Source organism: Flavobacterium sp. (assembly GCF_029945805.1).
Classification (GTDB): domain Bacteria; phylum Bacteroidota; class Bacteroidia; order Flavobacteriales; family Flavobacteriaceae; genus Flavobacterium.
This window is the reverse complement of the sequence record NZ_JAQSDH010000042.1, coordinates 86,579-109,053: the sequence shown is the minus strand read 5'-3', so window position 1 is coordinate 109,053 and position 22,475 is coordinate 86,579. Positions and strand designations below refer to the sequence as shown.

General features: G+C 33.5%; 14 protein-coding genes. 7 read left to right on the top strand and 7 right to left on the bottom strand.

Features of this window, described 5'->3' with window-relative positions; all coding sequences use genetic code 11:
- Window positions 1-10: 10 nt before the first annotated feature.
- The 5 genes from PSU83_RS11205 to PSU83_RS11185 all read right to left on the bottom strand — a co-directional run bounded on the left by PSU83_RS11205 (window position 11) and on the right by PSU83_RS11185 (window position 4,152).
- The gene (locus PSU83_RS11205) at window positions 11-595 is read right to left on the bottom strand and encodes a Maf-like protein (RefSeq protein ID WP_300589541.1); all 585 of its coding nucleotides are present in this window, start codon (window positions 593-595) and stop codon (window positions 11-13) included.
- Entirely contained in the window at window positions 588-1,514 is a 927-nt protein-coding gene (locus PSU83_RS11200) for a geranylgeranylglycerol-phosphate geranylgeranyltransferase (RefSeq protein WP_300589540.1), read from the bottom strand. Before PSU83_RS11200 ends, PSU83_RS11205 begins: the two co-directional genes overlap by 8 nt.
- Window positions 1,515-1,567: 53 nt before the next feature.
- The gene (locus PSU83_RS11195; RefSeq protein ID WP_300589539.1) at window positions 1,568-2,095 is read right to left on the bottom strand and encodes an HAD-IIIA family hydrolase; all 528 of its coding nucleotides are present in this window, start codon (window positions 2,093-2,095) and stop codon (window positions 1,568-1,570) included.
- A complete protein-coding gene (locus PSU83_RS11190) occupies window positions 2,079-2,840 on the bottom strand; it encodes a DUF2520 domain-containing protein (RefSeq protein ID WP_300589538.1) in 762 nt (253 codons plus the stop codon). The genes PSU83_RS11195 and PSU83_RS11190 overlap by 17 nt, the downstream gene beginning before the upstream one ends.
- Before the next feature lie 112 nt (window positions 2,841-2,952).
- Window positions 2,953-4,152: a serine hydrolase domain-containing protein gene (locus PSU83_RS11185; RefSeq protein ID WP_300589537.1), complete on the bottom strand. Its 1,200-nt coding sequence runs from the start codon at window positions 4,150-4,152 to the stop codon at window positions 2,953-2,955.
- Window positions 4,153-4,367: 215 nt separating this feature from the next.
- Between PSU83_RS11185 and PSU83_RS11180 the strand changes: the two genes are divergently transcribed.
- The 3 genes from PSU83_RS11180 (at window position 4,368) to PSU83_RS11170 (ending at window position 9,203) form a co-directional block, all read left to right on the top strand.
- Window positions 4,368-5,573 (top strand): NAD(P)-dependent oxidoreductase, encoded by a 1,206-nt coding sequence (locus PSU83_RS11180; RefSeq protein WP_300589536.1) that lies wholly within the window; start codon window positions 4,368-4,370, stop codon window positions 5,571-5,573.
- A gap of 70 nt (window positions 5,574-5,643) precedes the next feature.
- Entirely contained in the window at window positions 5,644-7,740 is a 2,097-nt protein-coding gene (locus PSU83_RS11175; RefSeq protein WP_300589535.1) for a glycoside hydrolase family 97 protein, read from the top strand.
- A gap of 26 nt (window positions 7,741-7,766) precedes the next feature.
- Window positions 7,767-9,203: an MFS transporter gene (locus tag PSU83_RS11170; RefSeq protein ID WP_300589534.1), complete on the top strand. Its 1,437-nt coding sequence runs from the start codon at window positions 7,767-7,769 to the stop codon at window positions 9,201-9,203.
- Window positions 9,204-9,301: 98 nt separating this feature from the next.
- Here PSU83_RS11170 and PSU83_RS11165 read toward each other — a convergent pair whose 3' ends face one another.
- Window positions 9,302-9,946 carry a hypothetical protein gene (locus PSU83_RS11165; RefSeq protein ID WP_300589533.1) on the bottom strand — a complete coding sequence of 215 codons (645 nt, stop codon included), beginning with the start codon at window positions 9,944-9,946 and terminating at the stop codon, window positions 9,302-9,304.
- Between the two features lie 263 nt (window positions 9,947-10,209).
- Here PSU83_RS11165 and PSU83_RS11160 point away from each other — a divergent pair, with 263 nt between their 5' ends.
- Window positions 10,210-11,397 carry a M28 family peptidase gene (locus PSU83_RS11160; RefSeq protein WP_300589532.1) on the top strand — a complete coding sequence of 396 codons (1,188 nt, stop codon included), beginning with the start codon at window positions 10,210-10,212 and terminating at the stop codon, window positions 11,395-11,397.
- A 48-nt stretch (window positions 11,398-11,445) separates the two neighbouring features.
- Here the strand turns inward: PSU83_RS11160 and uvrA are convergent, their stop codons facing one another.
- Entirely contained in the window at window positions 11,446-14,235 is a 2,790-nt protein-coding gene (gene uvrA / locus PSU83_RS11155) for an excinuclease ABC subunit UvrA (protein WP_300589531.1), read from the bottom strand.
- A 417-nt stretch (window positions 14,236-14,652) separates the two neighbouring features.
- Here uvrA and PSU83_RS11150 point away from each other — a divergent pair, with 417 nt between their 5' ends.
- The 3 genes from PSU83_RS11150 (at window position 14,653) to PSU83_RS11140 (ending at window position 22,459) form a co-directional block, all read left to right on the top strand.
- On the top strand, window positions 14,653-16,077 hold the full coding sequence (locus PSU83_RS11150) for a T9SS type A sorting domain-containing protein (protein WP_300589530.1): 1,425 nt from the start codon (window positions 14,653-14,655) through the stop codon (window positions 16,075-16,077).
- 95 nt (window positions 16,078-16,172) lie between these two features.
- Entirely contained in the window at window positions 16,173-18,971 is a 2,799-nt protein-coding gene (locus PSU83_RS11145) for a triple tyrosine motif-containing protein (protein WP_300589529.1), read from the top strand.
- Window positions 18,972-19,330: 359 nt separating this feature from the next.
- On the top strand, window positions 19,331-22,459 hold the full coding sequence (locus PSU83_RS11140) for a glycoside hydrolase family 2 TIM barrel-domain containing protein (RefSeq protein ID WP_300589528.1): 3,129 nt from the start codon (window positions 19,331-19,333) through the stop codon (window positions 22,457-22,459).
- Window positions 22,460-22,475 lie beyond the last annotated feature (16 nt).

Here is a 22,475-nt window from a genome sequence, read left to right as displayed (position 1 = left end):
AGTTACTATTTTAATTGAATGTACTCAGATACTGATAAACTTTTTCTGTTGGAAGTCCTACAACATTGGTGTAGGAGCCTTCTATTTTAGTAATCCCTATTAGGCCAATCCATTCCTGAATACCATAAGCTCCCGCTTTGTCAAACGGCTTGTAATGATCTAAATAATAACGGATTTCATCGTCCGAAAGCGTGGTAAAACTCACCTTCGTTACATCATGAATTGTTTCTGTTTTGTCACTAGTTTTGAAACAGACTGAAGTAATTACTTCATGAGTGGTATTGGATAAACATTTTAGAATTTCAAATGCGTCATTATAATCTTTTGGTTTGCCCAATGCTCTATTATTTAGCCAAACAATGGTATCGCTCGTAACTAGAATTTCATTTGAGGCAATTTCGTTTTCAAAAGCCTTTGCTTTCAATTCAGCTAAGTAATTAGTGATTTCTACTCCTTGCAAAGTATCAGGAAATAGTTCTTCAATTTCTTTAAGCCTTATTTCGAAATCTAAATCCAAATCGTTGAAAAACTGTTGTCTTCTGGGCGAACCTGAAGCTAGAATTATTTTAAAATCTTTTAGTTTTTTCTTAAGCATTGTTTTTTATATTTAAGGTGATGATCAAAACAGAAAGTATTCCGAAGAAAATTATCCACTTCAAAACAGTACTCAACAAATGAAATTCTTTTTTTGTTTGGGCTGTCCAAATTTTAATGATAAAGAAAATCATTGGCGCAACGATGAACAGCAAAGTATACACTACCGCATAATAAAGTTTCGAATTCATCAAATTAACATTGATGTATAATAATAAAAGTACCGTTGCCATTATACCCAATGCAAAAACAACTTTAGTAGTTTTATCTATTCCAATCGCAATGGGCAAAGTGCTCATTCCTTGATTGTAGTCACCTTCTACGTCTTCCATGTCTTTAACAATTTCCCGAATCAGATTAATGATAAAAGTAAAGATTGCATAATGGATTAAAATGGTAAATATATCGCCCATAACTTGTATATTATCGCCACCAGTTGCGGGTAGTAAATCAAATAAACCGATGATAAGAACACTAAGTGATAGTAGAAGCGCCACTATTATATTACCAAGTAAAAGCATTTGTTTCAAATTGGTGGCATACATATATAAGGTAGCCGAAATGATAATAAACAATCCAGCAAAACTTGGTCGTTGAATTACGTTAGCCAAATAATATCCAATTCCTACACCAAGAATATTTAGTACAAAGTACATATTGTAAGCCGTTTTCTCTGAGACAAGTCTACCCACAATAGTATTCTCCGGTCGGTTATCATAATCCGTTTCTTGATCCAAAATATCATTAATAATATAACCTGCAGCAGCAATCAAAACAGTCGATAAAACTAATAATCCATACTGAAAATGACTCAATGCCAACGGAATACTTTGCAATTTTAAAAATCCGTAACGGAAAATTAACTGCATAAAAGCCAGTAATAAAAGGTTTTGGTAACGAATAAGTTTTAAAAAGTTCATTATTGTATGTTTAAAAATCTGAAATCTAAATTCTGTTAATCTGCAATCTTAAATCAATCGTGTTTTCCATTATAGTACAAATGCCATTTGCCCTGAACTTTCATTACTTGTTCAATCACTTCGCGAGCCGCACCTTTACCGCCATTTTTATGGGAAATATATTTAGATATGGCTTTAATTTCTGCAGTTGCATCTTGCGGACACGTTGGCATTCCGACCAATTGCATTACGTGGTAATCGGGTATGTCATCACCCATGTATAATACTTCCTCAGGTTTGATGTTGTACAATTCGATGTATTCCTTGAAAGTTGCGACCTTATCGGGCGTAGCCAAATGAATATCCGTAATTCCAAGATTTTTCAAACGGATGCGAACGCCTTCATTGTTTCCTCCTGAAATTATACAAACGTGATAGCCACTTTCCACCGCAGCTTTCAAAGCAAATCCATCGCGAATATTCATAATTCGAAGCATTTCTCCAGTTGGTGTAACATGAACCGAGCTATCCGTCAACACACCATCCACATCAAAAATAAAAGTGGTAACGTCGTTTAATATTTCTTTATAACTTTTTGCCATGATCAATAATAGATTTTGTTAGCATTTTGTATATTTCTTTTTGATTGTCATCTGATAAAAAATTCAGATGGGTATTAATTGTTTGCGTGTCGTTTCGTTTGGCCGGACCCGTTTGGGCCTCAATAGGCGAGAGTGTCAAAATTTTATTCGCCGTTTCCTGAATCAATGGCTTTAGAATATCAAATAAAATGTTGTTTTCAACGCAAATATCATTACCAATTTGATACAGATGATTCGTAAAATTAGATACAAATACTGCGGCAACGTGTAACGCTTTTCTTTGTTCCGAAGTAACAGTCGAAACGGAGTTGGAAATCGTTTTGGCTAGAATTTCCAATGTTTTAAAGTCGTTATCATTCTGAGCTTCTAAACAAATGGGAATTACTTTGAAATCAACTGCTTTTAATTTAGAAAATGTTTGTAAAGGATAAAAAACACCTTTGCGATTTTTGTCGGCCAATGCATCTATAGAAAGACTTCCCGAGGTGTGGATTACCAATTGATTTTTAAAAGGAATACGGTTCGAAACTTCTGCAATTGCATCGTCGGATACTGCAATTATCGTAACATCAACAGGTTCTAATTGGGTATAATCAGAAGTTATTTTATCAATAGATAGTAAATGGGAAATAGCTGCGGCTTTCCTAGCAAATACCTGAACCAATTCCACTTCAGCCGTTTTGCTGAACGCCTGAATCAGATGCTGCGCGACATTTCCGGAACCAATTATAGACAATCGAATCATGTGGCTAAAATACCGAAAAAAATAGGATTTAGTAAATAGAAATTAAAAATAGGTAACAAACTTCCAGCAGTGACTGCATGATGATGATAATTATAAAGTTAATGCTGAGAATTTATTCTTCTCCATCGTCACTCAATTTGAACGGATAATCCCCAAAGAGTGAAGCCAAACGTTTAGATTGATAAGTTTTGTGTGTGTATTTGTTTGATAAAACAATAATCGTAACTTTTTCTTTTCGCAGATTTATAAAAGAAGAAGTGTTTCCGTGCCACCATCCGTTATGAAAATAGAACGGCTCGCCTTTTTCCCATTCAATCATTCGAATGCCCAATCCATAGTTTTTGGTACCTTTGCTTTCATAGCTGTAGCCTTTATAGACTTTTTTAAGTAAATCCGCATTCAAAAAGAATGGCGCATAACGGGCGTTATCAAACTTCAGTAAATCTCTTGGTGTAGAATAGATGTTCTTATCTCCATAAATTCCATCAAGATAATCGATCGCAATTTCCATGTTTCCTTTATAAGAAGGCGCAATGTTTTCACGGTCTTTTACAATGTCAAAAACAAAAGTATTCGTCATTCCAAGCGGATCAAAAATCATTTCTTTCATCGCTTTTGGATAAGGTATTCCCGTAACTTTTTCAATCACTAACGCCAACATGGCATAATTGGTATTGCAATAGCTAAAGTGCGTATCAGTTTTGGTTTCCAACTGTATGTCATTGTCGATCATTACTTTAACAATATCTTGGTTGGTTAGGGTTTTGTGTCGGTCCCAATTTCCTTTATCGGTAAAGTACGCGTAATTTCTCATACCACTTCTATGGTTTAGAAGTGTTTGTATCGTTACATCTGGATAAGGAAAACCGTCAATTAGCGTAGTTACTTTTTGATCAAGTTTAATCTTTTTTGCATCCACCAACATTAAAATAGCCGTAGAAGTCAGTACTTTACTCACAGAAGCAATGTGCAACGGCATATCTTTGTCAATCATTTCGCCGGTTCTTTTATTGGCAAAACCCATATAATTTTCATAGATAATTTGGCCATTCTTAGCAACTAAAAACGCTACATTATCATTCTTTTCTGACCATAGTTTTTCAAAGAAAATACTTGTGGAATATTTCTTATCGTCAATATAAGATTTCGCTAGTGCAGGCAGTTCTTTCTGCAGTGGCATCATGATTGGAAGCCCATTTTCATTGGTTTTAACAATAGCATCTTCCTCACTTTTCTCAAGTTTTGAACATGAAATAGTAACTAGAAAAATTGCTAAAAACGGAAGGGTATATTGAGAAATTCTGAATGTCATTATAATAGTATTGAATCGCAAATATAAGTATTCAATAAAGGTATAGAATTACTTTTTAGGAAAGCTATCAACACGTTTTCCACAATGTTTTTTTAACAAACATTTAATACATAAGGCAGACTAATCGCATCAAAAAGGATCAACTGTTATTTTTGGCAAAAAACTTTGAAAACGATTTCGTTACTGTTACTTTTGGCATCATAAAAAATATGCAAATGAAATTCGGAATTATAAAAGAAAGAAAAAACCCACCAGATAGAAGAGTCGTTTTCACGCCAGAAGAATTAGTTCGTTTGCAAAAGGAACATCCTGAAGCTATTATAAAAGTGGAACGTTCGGACATTCGAGTTTTTAGTGATGATGCTTACGAAAAATTAGGAATTGAAGTTGTTGATGATGTTTCAGATTGTGATGTTTTCTTTGGTGTAAAAGAAATTCCTGTTGAGTATTTAATTCCGAATAAGAAGTATTTTTTCTTTTCACATACGATCAAAAAGCAAGTACACAACAGAAAGTTGCTAAGAGCTGTTTTGGATAAAAAAATTGAATTGTACGACCACGAAACTATCGTTGACGCCACTAACAGAAGACTAATTGGTTTTGGACGCTATGCCGGAATTGTGGGTGCTTATAATGGTTTCAGAGCATTTGGAATAAAATATGACTTGTTCAATTTGGCGAAAGCGGAAACACTTCCAAGTCAAGAAGAATTGATTATTCGTTTGAAAAGACAAATTTTGCCTAACATCAAAATTGTGTTGACGGGTCATGGAAAAGTCGGCATGGGCGCAAAGGAAATGCTTGACGGAATGAAATTGAAACAAGTTTCTCCTGATGATTTCTTAAACAAAATATATTCAGAAGCAGTTTATACGCAAATTGACGTTTTGGATTATAACAAACGAATTGACGGAACAGTAGCGCAAAGCAATAGCGATTTCTACAAAAACCCAAAAGAATATACTTCAAATTTTGAGCGTTTTTCAAAAGTAGCAGATATCTTTATGGCAGGACATTTTCATGGAAACGCTGCACCAGATATCTTAACCCGCGAAATGCTAAATGCCTCGGATAATAAAATAAAAGTGGTTGCCGATATTTCATGTGACGTTGATGGACCAATTGCTTGCACCATAAAAGCTTCAACAATTGCGGATCCGTTTTTTGGCTATTTGCCAAGTGAAAATAAGGAAGTTCCATATTCGCATCCAGGTTCTATAATGGTAATGTCGGTTGATAATTTGCCTTGTGAATTACCAAAAGATGCGAGTGAAGGTTTTGGAGAAATGTTTATGGAACACGTGATTCCGGCATTTTTTAATAATGATAAAGACGGAATTCTGCAACGCGCCAAAATCACCGAAAACGGAAAACTGACGCAGCGTTTTGCTTATCTTCAGGATTACGTCGACGGAAAATAAGACACTGAAATCTCGAGCAATCGGGATTTTTTGTTTTTAAAAAGTTAGTATATTTAGCGAAATTTTTTCCATGAAAAGCATTCTACTATTCAGTTTATTTCTATATGCACTGCCTACGATTTCTCAAACGGTGCAATCACCATCCAAAGAAATTACACTTAATTTTTCTTTATTTGAGGGAAAACCCACTTATGAAGTTTTGTATAAAAAAAAGTTGGTTATACTTAAAAGTTATTTGGGTTTAAAACTCAAAGCTAGTAGGGACTTAGATGCAAATTTTACGATTGTCAATACAACCACAAAAACGGTTAATGAAATTTGGCAACCCGTTTTAGGCGAACAATCTAACATTAAAAATAATTACAACGAATTGACAATTGAACTTTATCAGCCATTGTCAGACCGAAAAATGAATATTATTTTTAAAGTTTATGATGAAGGTGTCGCTTTTCGTTATGACTTTCCAAAACAGCCCAATTTGAATTATTTTATTATTTCGGATGAAAAATCAGAATTTAATTTAACCGGAAATCACAAAGCGTTTTGGCTTCCGGGTGATTTTGACAGTCAGGAATATCCATACATGGAAACTAAATTTTCTGAAATTAATTCCGAAAATGTTGATATGAATAATGGTATCGCACTTAAAAGTATTGTTGGTAAATACGTTGTACAATCACCGTTAATGATGAAAACGGCAGAGGGAGTATATCTAAATATTTTTGAAGCTGCGGTGGTGAATTATCCCGTTATGCATTTGGATTTAGTTCCCAATGAATATAAACTGACTTCTCGTTTGGTTCCTAATGCCATCGGTGCTAAAGCTTATTTGCAAGTACCATGCATTTCGCCATGGAGAACCATTATGGTTAGTGATGATGCACGAAATATTGTAGCCTCGAAAATGATTTTAAACCTAAACGAACCTTGTAAAATTGAAGATACTTCTTGGATTAAGCCGATGAAGTATGTTGGGATTTGGTGGGAAATGCACGTTGGAAAATCAACTTGGGATTATGCAGGTTCACAAAATGCACAAAATGCAGCCGATGGACAATTAAAACCAAGTGGAAAACACGGAGCAACAACTGAAAACACAAAACGGTATATTGACTTTGCGGCCAAAAATGGTTTCGATGGCGTTTTAGTAGAAGGTTGGAATGTAGGTTGGGAAGATTGGTTTGGCAATTGGAAAGAAGACGTTTTTGATTTCACCACGCCTTATCCTGATTTTGATTTGAAAGCAGTAAACGATTACGCAAAATCAAAAGGGATCAAGATGATTATGCATCAGGAGACTTCAGCTTCCGTTGGGAATTTTGAAAGACATTTGGATCGAGCCTTAAATTTGATGAAAGAATACGGCTATCCTGCAGCAAAAACGGGATATGTGGGCCGAATAATTCCACGTGGCGAATTTCATGACGGACAAGTGATGGTAAATCATTTTAACTTTGTTGCACGACGATTTGCAGAGTATAAGCTGATGGTCAATTCGCATGAAAGTTCGCGTCCAACAGGTTACAGCAGAACGTATCCAAACTATATTGCGGCCGAATCGGCAAGAGGTAACGAATTCAATGCATGGAGCACGGGAAATCCGCCAATGCATGAAACCATTTTACCCTTCACCAGATTATTGGGTGGACCAATGGATTATACTCCAGGAATATTTGAAATCAAAATGAGCGCTTACGATCCGAAGAAAACAGAACAAGTGCATACGACTTTGGCAAAACAATTGGCATTATATGTTACCATGTATTCTCCATTGCAAATGGCAGCTGATTTGCCTGAGAATTACGAGCAGCATATGGATGCCTTTCAGTTTATAAAAGATGTGGCAGTTGATTGGCAAGAAAGTCGTTATTTAGAAGCAGAGCCTGGCGATTATTTAACTGTTGCACGTAAGGATAAACAATCAGAAAACTGGTTTTTAGGTTCGATTACGGATGAAAATGAACGTGATACAGAAATCAAGCTGGATTTTCTTTCTCCAAATAAAAAATATCAAGCTATTGTTTATCAGGATGGTGCAGATGCAGATTGGAAAAATAATCCAAAATCGTATGCTATAAAAACTATACAAGTCACATCAAAGTCGAAAATTAAATTACATTTGGCTAAAGGTGGCGGAACGGCCATCAGTTTTAAACCAATACAATAAAAAATAAACCAACTAACCAAAAAATTATGAGTTCATTAAACCAAAAAACAAATTGGGCACAGTTTATTCCGCTTGCTACCGTATTTTTCTTTTGGGGATTTGTTGCCGCTAGTAACGACATTTTAATTCCCGTTTTCAAAAAAGCATTCAATTTGACACAAGGAGAAAGCCAACTTGTATCCGTTGCATTTTATGTAGCGTACACGGTTGGATCCATTATTTACATGATTATTTCATATTTAACCAAAGGCGATTTGATTAATAGAATTGGATATAAAAACTCTTTGGCATTAGGACTAACAATTTCTGCTCTGGGAACTTTACTATTTTATCCTGCGGCCAATATGCATTCCTTTCCTTTAATGTTATCAGCACTTTTCATAGTTGCATTGGGATTTTCGTTACAACAAACGGTTGCAAATCCATTAGCGATCGCTTTGGGTCCAATAAAAACGGGTTCACAACGATTGACAATGGCTGGTGGAATCAATAATTTAGGAACAACTATTGGACCACTGATTGTGAGTTTTGCTATTTTTGGTTCAGCTACATCAGGAAATACAGATATGAGTATTGAAAGTGTCAAAATTCCTTATTTAATATTAGGTGCGGCTTTTTTAATCGTAGCTGTTTTATTAAAAATGTCTTCATTACCAGATAAACCAGTCGCTGTAGTTGAAGATGAAGGCCAGGAAAATAACTCAAGAAGTTCAGCCTTAAAATATCCGCAATTGATTTTGGGTATGATTGGTATCTTCGTTTATGTTGGAGTAGAAGTATCAACTGCGAGTAATTTACCTGCTTATATGGAAAAGAATTTAGGATTTATGACTAAAGATGTTGCGCCATTTATTTCGTTGTATTGGGCAAGTTTAATGATTGGACGTTGGACTGGAGCAGTGGAAGCTTTCACGGATAATATGAATACTCAAAAGATTCTTCGTTTCGTTGCTCCTTATTTAGCTTTCGGCATTTTTCTTGGAGTTAACAAATTTATGAATCATGATTTAACTCCATTTTACATTTATGGATTGATCATCTTAGTTTTGATTTTTGCTGACATGGCGAGTAAAGGAAATCCAGCTCGAATGTTATTAATTTTCTCATGCTGCGGTATTTTAGCTTTATTAATAGGAATGTCAACCGATGGAATGACAAGTGTATACGCATTTACATCTGTTGGATTGTTTTGCAGCACTTTATGGCCTTGTATTTTTACTTTAGCAATTAGTGGATTAGGAAAACATACAAGCCAAGGAAGTAGCTTTTTGATTATGATGATTATGGGTGGCGGAATTATAAGTTGGTTACAAGGTTATATTGCTGATTTATCTAATATTCATATTAGTTACGTTGTTGGTGTTGCTTGTTTTTTGTATTTAGCATTCTACGCATGGAAAGTTACTGGAATATTAAAAAATCAAGGAATTGATTTTGATAAAAAAATTAGTGGTGGACATTAATTTCACTACTACATAAACTAAAAATCCCGCATCGTTTTTACACTTTGCGGGATTTTTTCATCAAAACCTAACCAATCCATCTTTAACTTAACCAAACCTTATTTTTTATCTTCAATTACTGCTTTTGTCCCATCAGCTTTATAATAGTAATAATCAGTATTGTTAACGTTTGATGCTGTATAATTGCTATTATAATTGTTACTGCTATTGTAATTGCTACTGTCATTAAAGCTATTGTTGTATACGTATCCGTACTTTCCACGGCCTTTTACATTTCCAACCAAATCCACAATATCACCACGACGGTTGTAAACAATTTGCATTCCACCAATTTGTACCAGTGCTGTTCGGTTGTACCTCATATAAACTGTTCCAATTCGGTTTACTCTATCTCTGCTATCATAATTGATAAACGTGTTACCAATTCTTCTAACTCTACCAAAACTATCATGTTCAATACGAACACCGTAATTTACGGGACCTCTATTTATTGATGCTTTTGATACTCTTCTTCCAGCAGTTTTATAAAAGTAGTCGCCTTGACTATCTTCCGGACGTGTGTTGAAATCAAATTCTCCATTTGGGAAAACGAAAAACTCAATATCTCTTTCTGTAAATGAAATCGGCTCATCAAAGCGGTATGTCATTCTTTTTTCTTCACCAGAATTTCGAGTTACTTCTGATGCTTTCGCTACATTTCCAACTAGTAAAATAGTAGCTACTAAAAGGGTAATTTTTTTCATGATGTTCTAATTTGAGTTTTTTGCTTACTATTTCGATTTTCAGCTTCTTCGAACAAAATAATTTTGTTGATAGGCGTATTTCAAATGACGTGCCATAATACCAAAATAAATTCTTAAGGTTTGATTAATGTAAATTAAACAATAGATATTCAGCAGTTTACTATCGTTTCTTTTAAGCAAACAGATGTTAAATAATTTTAGCACTTAAAATTGTTACTGTTTTTTGATTACATTTGGACAGATTTAAAATCAAATATACAATGATGAAAAACCTACTATTTTCATTTTCTTTTGTGTTGGTAACGTTAAACAGTTTTAGTCAGGAATTCATTCCTTATTACGATTCAGTGGTTGGCCAATGTTCGCAAACAAATATAACTACCAACTTAACAGCCTATGAAGCTCTTGGATTAAAACGAAGAGGAACCAGTTCCTTGCAAAATACCTTGAATTGGCTTAAGGATAAATATTTGGCTTTTGGATATACTGCAAGTCAGATTCAGGAAGACTCGTATACCTATTCTGGTTCACCAGCCGTTTGTAAAAACTTAATTGTAACCAAAGTCGGCACGGTTTATCCAAATACCTACATAATTGTTTGTGGTCATTACGATTCTATTGGTGGAACAGGAACTAATGATAACGGTAGCGGTTTGGTTTCTATATTAGAAACAGCGCGTTTGTTGCAAAATATTCCAACAGAATATTCCATAAAATTCATCAATTTCAGTGGGGAAGAAGATGGTTTGTTTGGAAGCAAGCATTATGTAAGTGCCGTCGTAAATGGAACTACACCAAAAATGGATATTCGTTTGGTAATCAATATAGATGAAGTTGGCGGTGTTGCAGGTTTAGATAATAATACCTTAACCTGTGAAAGAGATACCAATAATGCGCCTTCTACAAACAATGCTCAGTCCAGTATAATGACTAATCAATTGATAAACTGTGTTGGATTATATTCGCCGTTAAATACTGAGCTGTCGTACGCTTACGCGTCTGATTATATGTCGTTTCAAAGCAATAACGAAATTATAACTGGTTTATTTGAAACCAATGAAACTACACATAAACATACTAATTCAGATTTGTTAATTAATATGGATCCGGTTTACAATTTCAATGTAGCCAAAGCACTTATTGGTGCAACAATGCACTTTTCCGTTGCCGCAACATCAACGTTAACTACTACTGAATATGAGCAAACTAAGCAGGTAAGTTTTTATCCAAGTCCGGCCAAAGACACCTTAAACATCAATTTAGGAAGCATTAAAGAAATAAAATACTCATTTACTATCTATGATATGAATGGAAAGGAAGTTCTTAAAAAAGAAATTGAAGATGCAAATCTAATAGAATCAATACCTTTAAACGGTTTACCTAAAGCAATGTACTTAGCGGTTTTACAAACTGACACACAAAGAATTACAAAAAAAATTATAATAGAATAATATAATTATCTTAATAAAAAGCCTCGATTACTTGAGGCTTTTTAAGTTTTATAATTTATCTTTCAGATATTGTCCCGTTACAGATTCCTTATTTTTAGCAACTTGTTCAGGAGTTCCTACAGCTAAAATTTGGCCACCATTTTCTCCACCTTCCGGACCTAAATCAATAAGCCAGTCGGCACATTTTATCAAATCCAGATTGTGCTCAATAACAATAATCGAATGTCCTTTATCTATCAAGGCGTCAAAGGAAGCCAATAGTTTTTTGATGTCATGAAAATGCAAACCTGTCGTTGGTTCGTCAAAAACAAACAAAGCTTTTTCCTTAGTAACACCTTTTACTAAAAATGAAGCAAGTTTGATACGTTGCGCCTCACCACCAGAAAGGGTTGAAGAGGATTGTCCCAATTGAACATAGCCCAAACCAACGTCTTGAAGTGGTTGTAATTTTTGAGTGATTTTTGTTTGTTTATTTTCAGCAAAAAAAGTTATGGCATCATTAATTGTCATTGTCAGTATGTTGTCAATGTTTTTACCTTCGAATTGAACTTCTAAGACTTCTTTTTTGAACCGTTTTCCTCCACAAGTTTCACAAGGCAACGAAACATCCGCCATAAAAACCATCTCTACATTTATAGATCCTTCGCCTTTACAGGTTTCACAACGTCCGCCATCCACATTAAAAGAGAAATGCTTTGCTTGATAACTACGAACTTTAGAAAGTTTTTCTTTAGAATACAAATCACGAATATCATCGTAAGCTTTGATATAAGTCACTGGATTTGAACGAGAACTTCTTCCAATAGGGTTTTGGTCAACGTATTCAATGTGTTTTATATGTGAAAAACTTCCGCCTAATTCAGAGAACTGTCCGGCTTTTTCTCCAATGCCTTCAATCTTTTTTTGCACGGCCGGAAATAATATTTTCTTCACTAAGGTACTTTTTCCACTTCCTGAAACGCCGCTAATTACGGTTAAACATTCTAATGGAAAAACTACATCTACATTCTGAAGATTGTTTTCTCTTGCGCCTTTTATTTCGATAAAATTCTTAGAAGTTCTGCGTTTCTTCGGAACCGAAATTTCGAGTTGGCCATTCAGATATTTTGCTGTCAAGGAATCCGCTTTCAAAATTTCATCAAAATTTCCTTCAGCAACCAATTCGCCACCAAAAGTTCCCGCCTCAGGACCAATATCAATAATCCGATCCGCCGCTTTCATAATATCTTCATCGTGTTCTACTACAATAACAGTATTGCCTAAATCACGCAAATTTTTCAAAACTTTAATTAATCGCTCGGTATCTTTTGGGTGTAAACCGATGCTGGGTTCATCTAAAATGTACATGGAACCCACCAAACTACTTCCTAATGAAGTGGCCAAATTGATGCGCTGCGATTCACCGCCTGAAAGTGTTGCCGAATTTCTATTTAAAGTTAGGTAATCCAAACCAACATCGCTCAAAAAGGTAAGTCGGCTATTGATTTCTATTAAAAGGCGTTTGGATACTTTTTGATCGTATTCAGAAAGTTCTAATTCTTTAAAAAAAGGAATCAATCGTTTGATAGAAAGATCGACCAAATCCGAAATTGTTTTTCCACCAACCGTTATATAAGTAGCTTCTTTTCGCAAACGCTTTCCTTTGCACGTTGGACATTTAGTTTTTCCACGGTAACGGGAAAGCATTACACGATTCTGAATTTTATAATTCTTGGATTCTAATTCCGTAAAGAAATCGTCAAGTCCCGTGAAATAAGTGTTTCCTTTCCAAATCAAGTCTTTTTGTACCTCTGTTAATTCGAAATAAGGCTTGTGAATAGGAAAATCAAACTTGTAGGCGTTGTTTACCAATTGATCCCGGTACCAACTCATACTTTCGCCTCGCCATGGAAAAATAGCGTTTTCATAAACAGAAAGGGCCGTGTTGGGTATCACTAATTCTGAATCAATTCCGATAATATTTCCGTAACCTTCACAAGTTGGACAAGCACCGTATGGATTGTTAAAACTAAATAAATGCACGTTTGGTTCTAAGAACATAATGCCGTCAAGTTCAAAATTAGCACTGAATTCCAAACGATTATTAGTGTCTAAATCTTGTAGATAACAAACGCCTTTGCCTTCAAAGAAAGCAGTCTGAGTAGCATCAGCCAAACGATTATAGAATTCTTCTTCTTCCTTTACAATAATTCTGTCAATGATTAAAAGAATATCCTTGTTGTTTAACGAATGTTGCTCCAATTCATCTAATCGAACCATTTCGTTATCGACTAAAATGCGCGCAAAACCTTGCTGCAACAACACTTTAAGTTTGTCCTCTAATTTTCTTCCTTCTTCAAGATGAATTGGTGATAACAGCAGCCACTTGCTGTCTATCGGAAAAGTTTTCACAATATTCATTACATCCGAAACCGTATCCTTTCTAACTTCATTTCCAGAAATAGGGGAGAATGTTTTACCAATTCGAGCAAAAAGTAATTTTAAGTAATCGTATATTTCAGTAGAAGTTCCTACGGTGGAACGCGCGTTGGTGGTATTTACCTTTTGTTCAATAGCAATAGCGGGAGCAATACCTTTAATGTATTCTACTTTTGGTTTGTCTAATCTTCCCAAAAACTGGCGTGCATAAGAAGATAGACTTTCAACATAGCGTCGTTGACCTTCAGCATACAAAGTATCGAATGCCAAGCTTGATTTTCCCGATCCTGAAAGTCCAGTAATAACCACCAATTTATTTCGCGGAATGGCTACATCAAGATTTTTTAAATTATGAATAGCGGCGCCTTTTATCAAGATGTTTTTCTTTGGTTCAAGAGTAGAAATATCTTTTATAATCATAGCAAAATTTTAGGAGTACAAATATAGTTAATTATAAGAATCTTAATCCTATCGAAACGCAGTCGATTTGTTATTTCTTAGTTAAAATAATCATTAACAAATGACTCGTGAAACACCGCTATTTTTACGAAAAGTGTTTTTTTAATGCTAAAATAATGCGTTTTTAAAAGTATTGCTTTTTTGGAATTGATAATAGTAGTGAATTTAACTCAACATTACCACAACATTTTTGAATTTGATGAAGAAACGAAAAGATGGACATAATCATTTAAAGTATTGATAGCAGCCAAACTCAAACGATTTCGTATTTGTTATTGTTGTATAGTTTTTATATAGTTCAACAAAAAATCATGTATTCAATTTACATCTAAATTTGATGAATCTAAAAAATCATTTAAATTCAATAAATCACTAATTATGAAAAAAATTACTTTTCTATCAATCCTAATGTTCTCTTTTTTAGGATTTTCGCAACAACAACAATATAATTTAGGATTTGAGCCTTCAACTCCTTCGGGAAACATTAACAACTGGACATCATTTGAAAATCCTAATCCTGGTTTATCTATTGTTGACAATCCAACTCCAAATGGTGTTAACACTTCTGCAACTACAAAAGTTTTGAAAGTTGATTTAGTGCAAGGTTCAGCTTGTTACGCAGGACTTATTAATTCGCATGGTACTTTAGGAACTTGGAGATTTGACACCTCTATACCTAATAATGTAACGGTTAGTCTGCAAGTGAACAAAAGCTTTGCTGGAAAAGTAGGTATTAAATTTATAACTCCAACTAATGCTACTGTGATTGAAGTAACTACAAATGAGGGATTAGTAAATACAGTTAATCAATGGGTCACATTATCATGGAATATTTCAACTTTAAATACTGCTGAGCAAGCCGCTCCTAACAGTAACGATCAGTTTGTTGTTTTTGTTGACTTTACTTGTGGTGGACCAGATAGGACTACAGGTGGTACAATACTAATTGATAATGTTACTTGGAATGCTAATAAAATAACAGATCCGGCAACATGTTCTGACGGAATTCAAAATGGTAGTGAAACAGGTGTTGATTGTGGGGGTACTTGTGCACCATGCGCTGGTCAAGAGCCATTAGTTGCCGCTCCAACTCCACCAGCTAGAAATGCTGCTGATGTTGTTTCAATCTATAGTAACGCTTACGCAAATGTCACCTTAAGCGAATTGCCAACATCATGGTCACAGTTAGCTTCATTTACTCCTGTTCAAATTCAAAGTAATGATACTTGGAAAATGACTGGTTGTGAATTTTTAGGAATGGTTACAAACTATGGAAGTGGAGTTGATTTATCAACTATGGAGAAAATGCACATTGATTATTGGACACCCTCTAGCAATGATATTGGCGTTAAAATTGTAAATACTATTGGTGGTGGTGAGGCTTTTGCATCATTAGGAACAACAGTTACTGGATCATGGCAAAGTATTGATGTTGATATGACGGCTTTTGCAGCTTTATCAAATAAAACGGCAATAACTCAATTATTGATTGATCCAAGTGCACCTTCAATTTTGTTTATTGATAATTTTTATTTCTATAAAGGAACAGCATTAAATACTTCGAATTTTGAATTGTCTTCTGTTAAAATGTATCCTAATCCAACAAAAAATACATTTACAATTGAGTCTAAAAATACTATTCAAAGTGTTTCAGTCATAAATATGTTAGCCCAAAAAGTTTTATTTGTTAATCCTAATGCAGTTTCAGCTTCATTAGATTTGTCAACTTTCCAAAATGGTATTTACATTGTGAAAACTACAGTTGACGGAAATGTTACTAGTTCTAAAATAATAAAAGAATAAGTTTTTAATAATAGTTTAGTTTTTTAAAGCACGTCTATGGGCGTGCTTTTTTTTGAATTTTTATTTCATACTTTAGCATACAAATTTTATTTCAGATGAACTTACGCAGTTATCTTTTAATTATACTATATCTCACAAGTTTACTTTGTTATTCTCAAGAGCTGCCTCCAGTTGTAAACTACCAATCGAGTGTTTATGGTGCTGGGAATCAAAATTGGATGATATCTCAAGATTCAAATCAATTCCTTTTTTTTGCAAATAATGAAGGCTTATTAGAATTTAATGGTTCAGCATGGACGTTATATCCATCACCCAATGAAACTATCATTCGCTCTGTCAATTGCATTGAAAATAAAATTTATACGGGCTCTTATATGGATTTTGGGTATTGGGAACGTCAGAAGGACGGGCAATTAGTATACCATTCTTTATGTAAAACGTTACCGGTGAAGTTGCTTTACGATGAGGAATTTTGGAATATTTTACCTTTTGACAATTGGATATTATTTCAATCATTACAAAGAATATATGCTTACAATATCAAAACGAAATCATTTTCTGTAATTCAGCCTAAAGAGTTTATTTTAAGAGCTTTTAAAACGTCGAAAGGAATATTTTATCAAACAAATGAAGGCTTGTTTGAGATAGAAGGTGGAAAAAGTAAAGTATTTTTAAACAATGATATAGTTAAAGAAAATCGCATTGTAAATATTATTGAATCGGTTGATGGATTGTTATTGATTACGCAAAACAATGGAATTTACTTATACCAAAATAATAGTTTTTCTAAATTTTCCACAGCTGTGGATAGTCAAATTCAACAAAGTAGTATTTACAGCGGACAAAAACTATATGATAACAGCCTAGTTTTAGGCACAATTTCAAATGGAATTTTTATTTTGGACCAATTTGGGAAAGAAAAATTCCATATAACTCAGAAAAACAGATTAGGCAATAACACTATTTTATCTCTATTTGAGGATATTGATAAAAATTTATGGCTAGGTCTTGATAACGGCATCAACTGCATCAACCTTCAATCGCCGATACGAAGTTATGTGGATGATTCTGGAATTTTAGGAACCATATATGCTTCTAAAGTTTTTAATGAAAAGTTATACATCGGAACCAATCAAGGTTTGTTCTACAAAAATGTAGCTTCAAATTCTGATTTTAGTTTTATACCAGGAACAAAAGGACAAGTTTGGTCCTTGTTTGTTTATGATAATACATTATTCTGTGGTCACGATTCAGGAACTTTTATCGTTTCGGATACCAGTGCCAATTTAATTTTTAAGCAATCAGGAACTTGGAAATTTGAAGTTTATGCCAACAAAATTTTTCAAGGAAATTACTATGGAATATCCATTTTAGAAAAACAAAATGGTCGTTGGAGCTTTAAACATAAGATTAAAAATTTTAATTATTCGTCTAAATATTTTGAAATTATCGATGGAAAAGAAATTTATGTAGGTCATGAATATAATGGGATTTTCAGATTAAATGTAAGTTCAGATTTTAGCGCAGTTACCTCTATCTTTAAATATAAAGATCCAAAAAAGAGTAAAAATGCATCTTTAGTTAAGTATAATAATCAATTGTATTATGCTTCAAAAGAAGGCGTTTTTAAACTTAATTCAAAGGATAAAAAGTTCTATAAGGATAGATTTTTAAGTCAAATATTTGATAAACAAGAGTATGTAACCGGAAAAATGATAGTTGATTCATCTAATATTTTATGGTTTTTTACTAAAAATTATATTCATTATTACTCTAAGGGCAAACTTTCAACAGAATTAAAAAGAAACAGTTTACCAATTCCAGCTTCATTAACCAATTCAATGCCTGGATATGAAAACATTTCACAAACAAACAACAACACCTATTTGTTGGGGACTACCGATGGCTATTATTTATTGAAAAACAATTTTATTAAATTTAATAAATATAAAGTATCATTAACTAGTATTTCTAGTAATGTTTTAAATAAAAAATTAAAAAACACTTCAATTATTGATGAAGGGAAGTTTAATTATAACGACAATAATATTACTATTAGTTATACTATTCCAGATTATGATATTTATTTGAACAGCGAATATCAATATAAGTTAGAAGGTCTTAATGACATATGGAGTGAATGGACTTCAAAAACAACTGTAAATTTTGAAAATTTACCTGCGGGTGATTACGTTTTTAAAGTTCGTGCAAAAGTTGCTAATTCCTTAACCGACAATATAGCAAGTTATTCATTTGTAATTAAAAAACCATGGTATGCTAATAATTTTGCGGTGTTAATTTATTTCGTATTATTTGGATTTTTAATTTATTATATCAACAAATTCTACACAGAATACCATAATAAACGTCATCAAAAAATTATTGTTGAAAATAATCTTTTACTTGAATTAAAAGAATTGGAAATTCAAAAAGAAATTATGAACATTAAAAATGAGCAATTGAGTATTGATGTGGATAAGAAAAGCAAGGAATTAGCTGTTTCGACCATAAATTTGATTGAAAAGACAGAATTATTAAACATTATCAAAGAGGATTTAAAAAATTCGGAGGATAGTAATTCTAGTGGAAGTATAAAGTCTATCATATCCACCATCAATAAAAGCGTTAAAGAAGAAGATACTTGGAATAAATTCAAAGATGCTTTTGATAGCGCCGATAAAGACTTTTTTAAGAAAATAAAATTAGCGCATCCAGCATTAACTCCAAATGATTTGAGAATGTGTGCTTATTTACGTTTGAATTTATCATCTAAAGAAATAGCACCGCTTTTGAATATTTCTGTCAGAAGTGTTGAGATTAAACGATATCGTTTGCGTAAAAAAATGGATTTACAACACGAACAAGGTCTTGTTGAATATATTCTCAACATCTAAACTTAACATCTTTCTGTTTTTACCTATACAACAACACAACATTCTTTTATTTTCGGTACTTCACCTTGCTGTATTTTTGTCATATTTTATTCATTTTTATCAGATTTAGTCTCTTTTTTCTACAGATATGATAAAAAAAGGCACAAATAATTAGCTTGTATATTTTTTGTTGTGGTTCTTTTTGTGTTGTTTATAATTTTAACTTTTATTTTTATGAAATAATTAACTTTTTGAAGCTGTAGTTAATTAATTGAATTAACTAACGAGTAAATTGTATGTTGAAATTAAAATAACTATTTCAGAACTCTAATTAAAATTAAAGCCTAAGTATAATCAAAATTCTAAATTAAGAACATCACATGAAAAAATTAATTCTATTTGTAATTTTTTGTTGTTTTTCATCTCACATTTATGGACAATCCGATAAGGTAGCTGTTCAGAAAGATAAAGATGATTTTAAACTTCTTGTAAATAACAAACCCTTTTTTATCAATGGTATGAATTGGAACTACGATCCAATTGGTACTAACTTTAATTACAGTTTGTGGAAACAATCTGATGATGTAATCAAAGCAGCGCTTGATAACGAAATGGGCTTACTTAAAAACATGGGAGTAAATGCTATCAGACAATACACTGGAATTCAACCAAAATGGATTACATATATCTATCAAAAATATGGTATTTATACAATGTTAAATCACTCTTTTGGAAGATATGGTCTTACTTTAAATGGAAAATGGGTTCCAAACACCGACTATTCTAATCCTGGGACTAGACAGTTGTTGTTAAAAGAAACTCAGGATATGATTCAGGAATATAAAAATACGCCTGGAGTACTTATATTCCTTTTAGGAAATGAAAATAACTACGGTTTATTTTGGGATGGAGCTGAAACAGAAAACATTCCTTTAGAAGATAGAAAATCAACCAAAAGAGCAAAAGATATGTACTCTATCTTCAATGAAGCTGTAGTTGAAATGAAAAAAATTGATACCTCACATCCAATAGCAATTTGCAATGGTGATTTATTATTTTTAGACCTTATTGTTGATGAATGTAAAGACATTGATATTTTAGGGCTTAATATGTATCGCGGTGTATCATTTGGAAATGCCTTCCAAGAAGTTAAAAGTAAATTGAATAAGCCAATTCTTTTCTCTGAGTTTGGAGCAGATGCTTTTAACGCCATTGACAATGCTGAAGATCAAAAATCACAAGCCTACTTTATGGTTGGAAATTGGAAAGAAATTTATGAAAATGCTGCTAATTTAGGAAAAGCAGGGAATTCGTTAGGAGGATTTACTTTTCAATTTAGTGACGGTTGGTGGAAGTTTGGACAAACAAAAAATTTAGATATTCACGACAGCAATGCGTCATGGTCAAACGGAGGATATACTAGCGATTTTATTCAAGGTCAAAATAACATGAATGAAGAATGGTTTGGAATTTGCGCCAAAGGTCCAGTTAATCCCAGAGGTTTGTACGATTTGTATCCGAGAGCAGCGTATTATTCTCTAAAAGAAGCACACAATATCAATCCTTATGAAAACGGAACAACATTAGAAGCTATCGATACCCATTTTAAAAACATTCAGTTAATGGATGCTGTTTTAAAGGCAAGAGGAGATAAAGCAGCTTTAGTTGGAAGCAGTACAGATATTTTAAAAATCAGTAATTTACGAGCTGAGTTTACAACCTTTAACACAGGTGGAAGTTTAATTACTACACCAGATAGTCCAACTCCAAATAAAACGCAATACCCTAATCAACTTGGATTTGACCATATGCAATCGTATTATATTGGCGTAGAAGGTAATCCAACTGCTAATATGAAAGCCAATATTAATGTTAACATACTTGGAAATGTAGCATTAAATCCAATCAACGAAATATTTTATGAAAATAGAGGTAGAACTCAAACTGTAAATACTCCGAGTGGTCCAGTTGAAATTGGAGATGCTAACAGAGTACAAATTTACAATGCCTCTTATGCTTGGAATGAAAAATATTTTGACTTAAAAGGATTTTACAGAACGGGACATTATCATTGGGGTTATGAAGGCGACTTTTTCGGATTATATCCTGAAGCTAACTACGGTCCAAATTTAGATATTTATAATGGCGAAGTATCAGGTTTTGAATTTGATGGTAAAAAAAGTCTCGATGGATTTAAAGCGGCTTTTGGACCACAACTTTGGTGGGGCGCAAATCCTGCATTATTATTAAAATATGGCCGAAAAATAGGGAAATTTGATGCAACCGTAGTTTATCACGAGGATATAGATGATGCTGCTGCAGCAACAACATCTATTGCAATTCCAATGCCTAAAACACGCAGAGTTACGTTACATTTAAAAAGAAAATTAGAAAATTTCGGATTTGAAGTAGGTGGAATCTGGGGCGGCCAACCTTTAAACGGTCGTACTTTTCAATATGCTGAAGGAACTTCAGGAAACTATACTGTTTATGATGATAAAGTAAACTCTAGCGATAATTGGGGTGGAAAAGCTAAAATTACATTTTCTAGCGGTCCATTTAATGTTTACACTCAAGGCGCCATTATGGGATTAGTTGCCAATGGGGGAGCAGACGCAACACAAACATTTACAGGATGGAGATTGAAAGATAGCGGAAGCGGAAACCAAATGAATTTTTTAACAGGTTTTACCTATAATGTAAATTCAAATTTTCAAATAGCTCCGAACTTTTTATGGCAAAAACCGTTAGTAGAGGCAATGCCAAATGATGTAAATGCACCTGGTAGATTGAGAAATATTCAAGCTGATCCATTCGTAGTAAGAGCCAATAGAGAAACGGTTGGAGGTGAATTATTACTAACCTATGATCCAACTCCTGCAACTTGGATGTACGATTGGGACAATGATATGTCTGAAGATGCAAAATTTGCTATTAGTTCAGGATTTGTGTACCGTCATTTGCCAACAACTCAGGATGCAGCTATTGGATTTCTAAGCAATCGTACTGCTTTTGCTTTTGCAAAATCGGCACCTGCACATGATTTATGGGAATCAAATACAAGAATCGTTTCTAAATTATCACCAGATTTCGGATTTATAACCAATATTTATTTTGGAAATGCTCAGTCTAATGGTAGCGATGCCCGATTAATTGAAAGAATTGGTGGAGATATCAGATTAATCTATAAAAAAATAAAATTAACTCATTCATTTAAATTAAATGATTGGGGTCCATACGATTACCATAAAGATTTTAACTTAACGTATCCTATTCAATTAATGTTAGATTTATCAACATCAGTTGGAAAACCGGATTGGTTTATTTTACCCAATACAAAAATTGGTATCATGGGAACTTGGAGAACACTTAATCAATATTCGCCTAGATATCTTCCAAATCAAACCGCTTCCGAATTTGCAACAGCACCAATCATCAGTCCAGTTGGTTTTCCTGATGGGTCAGAATGGGAAATTAGAACATACATACACATCAATATTGGAAAATAATAGTAAAAAAAATTAC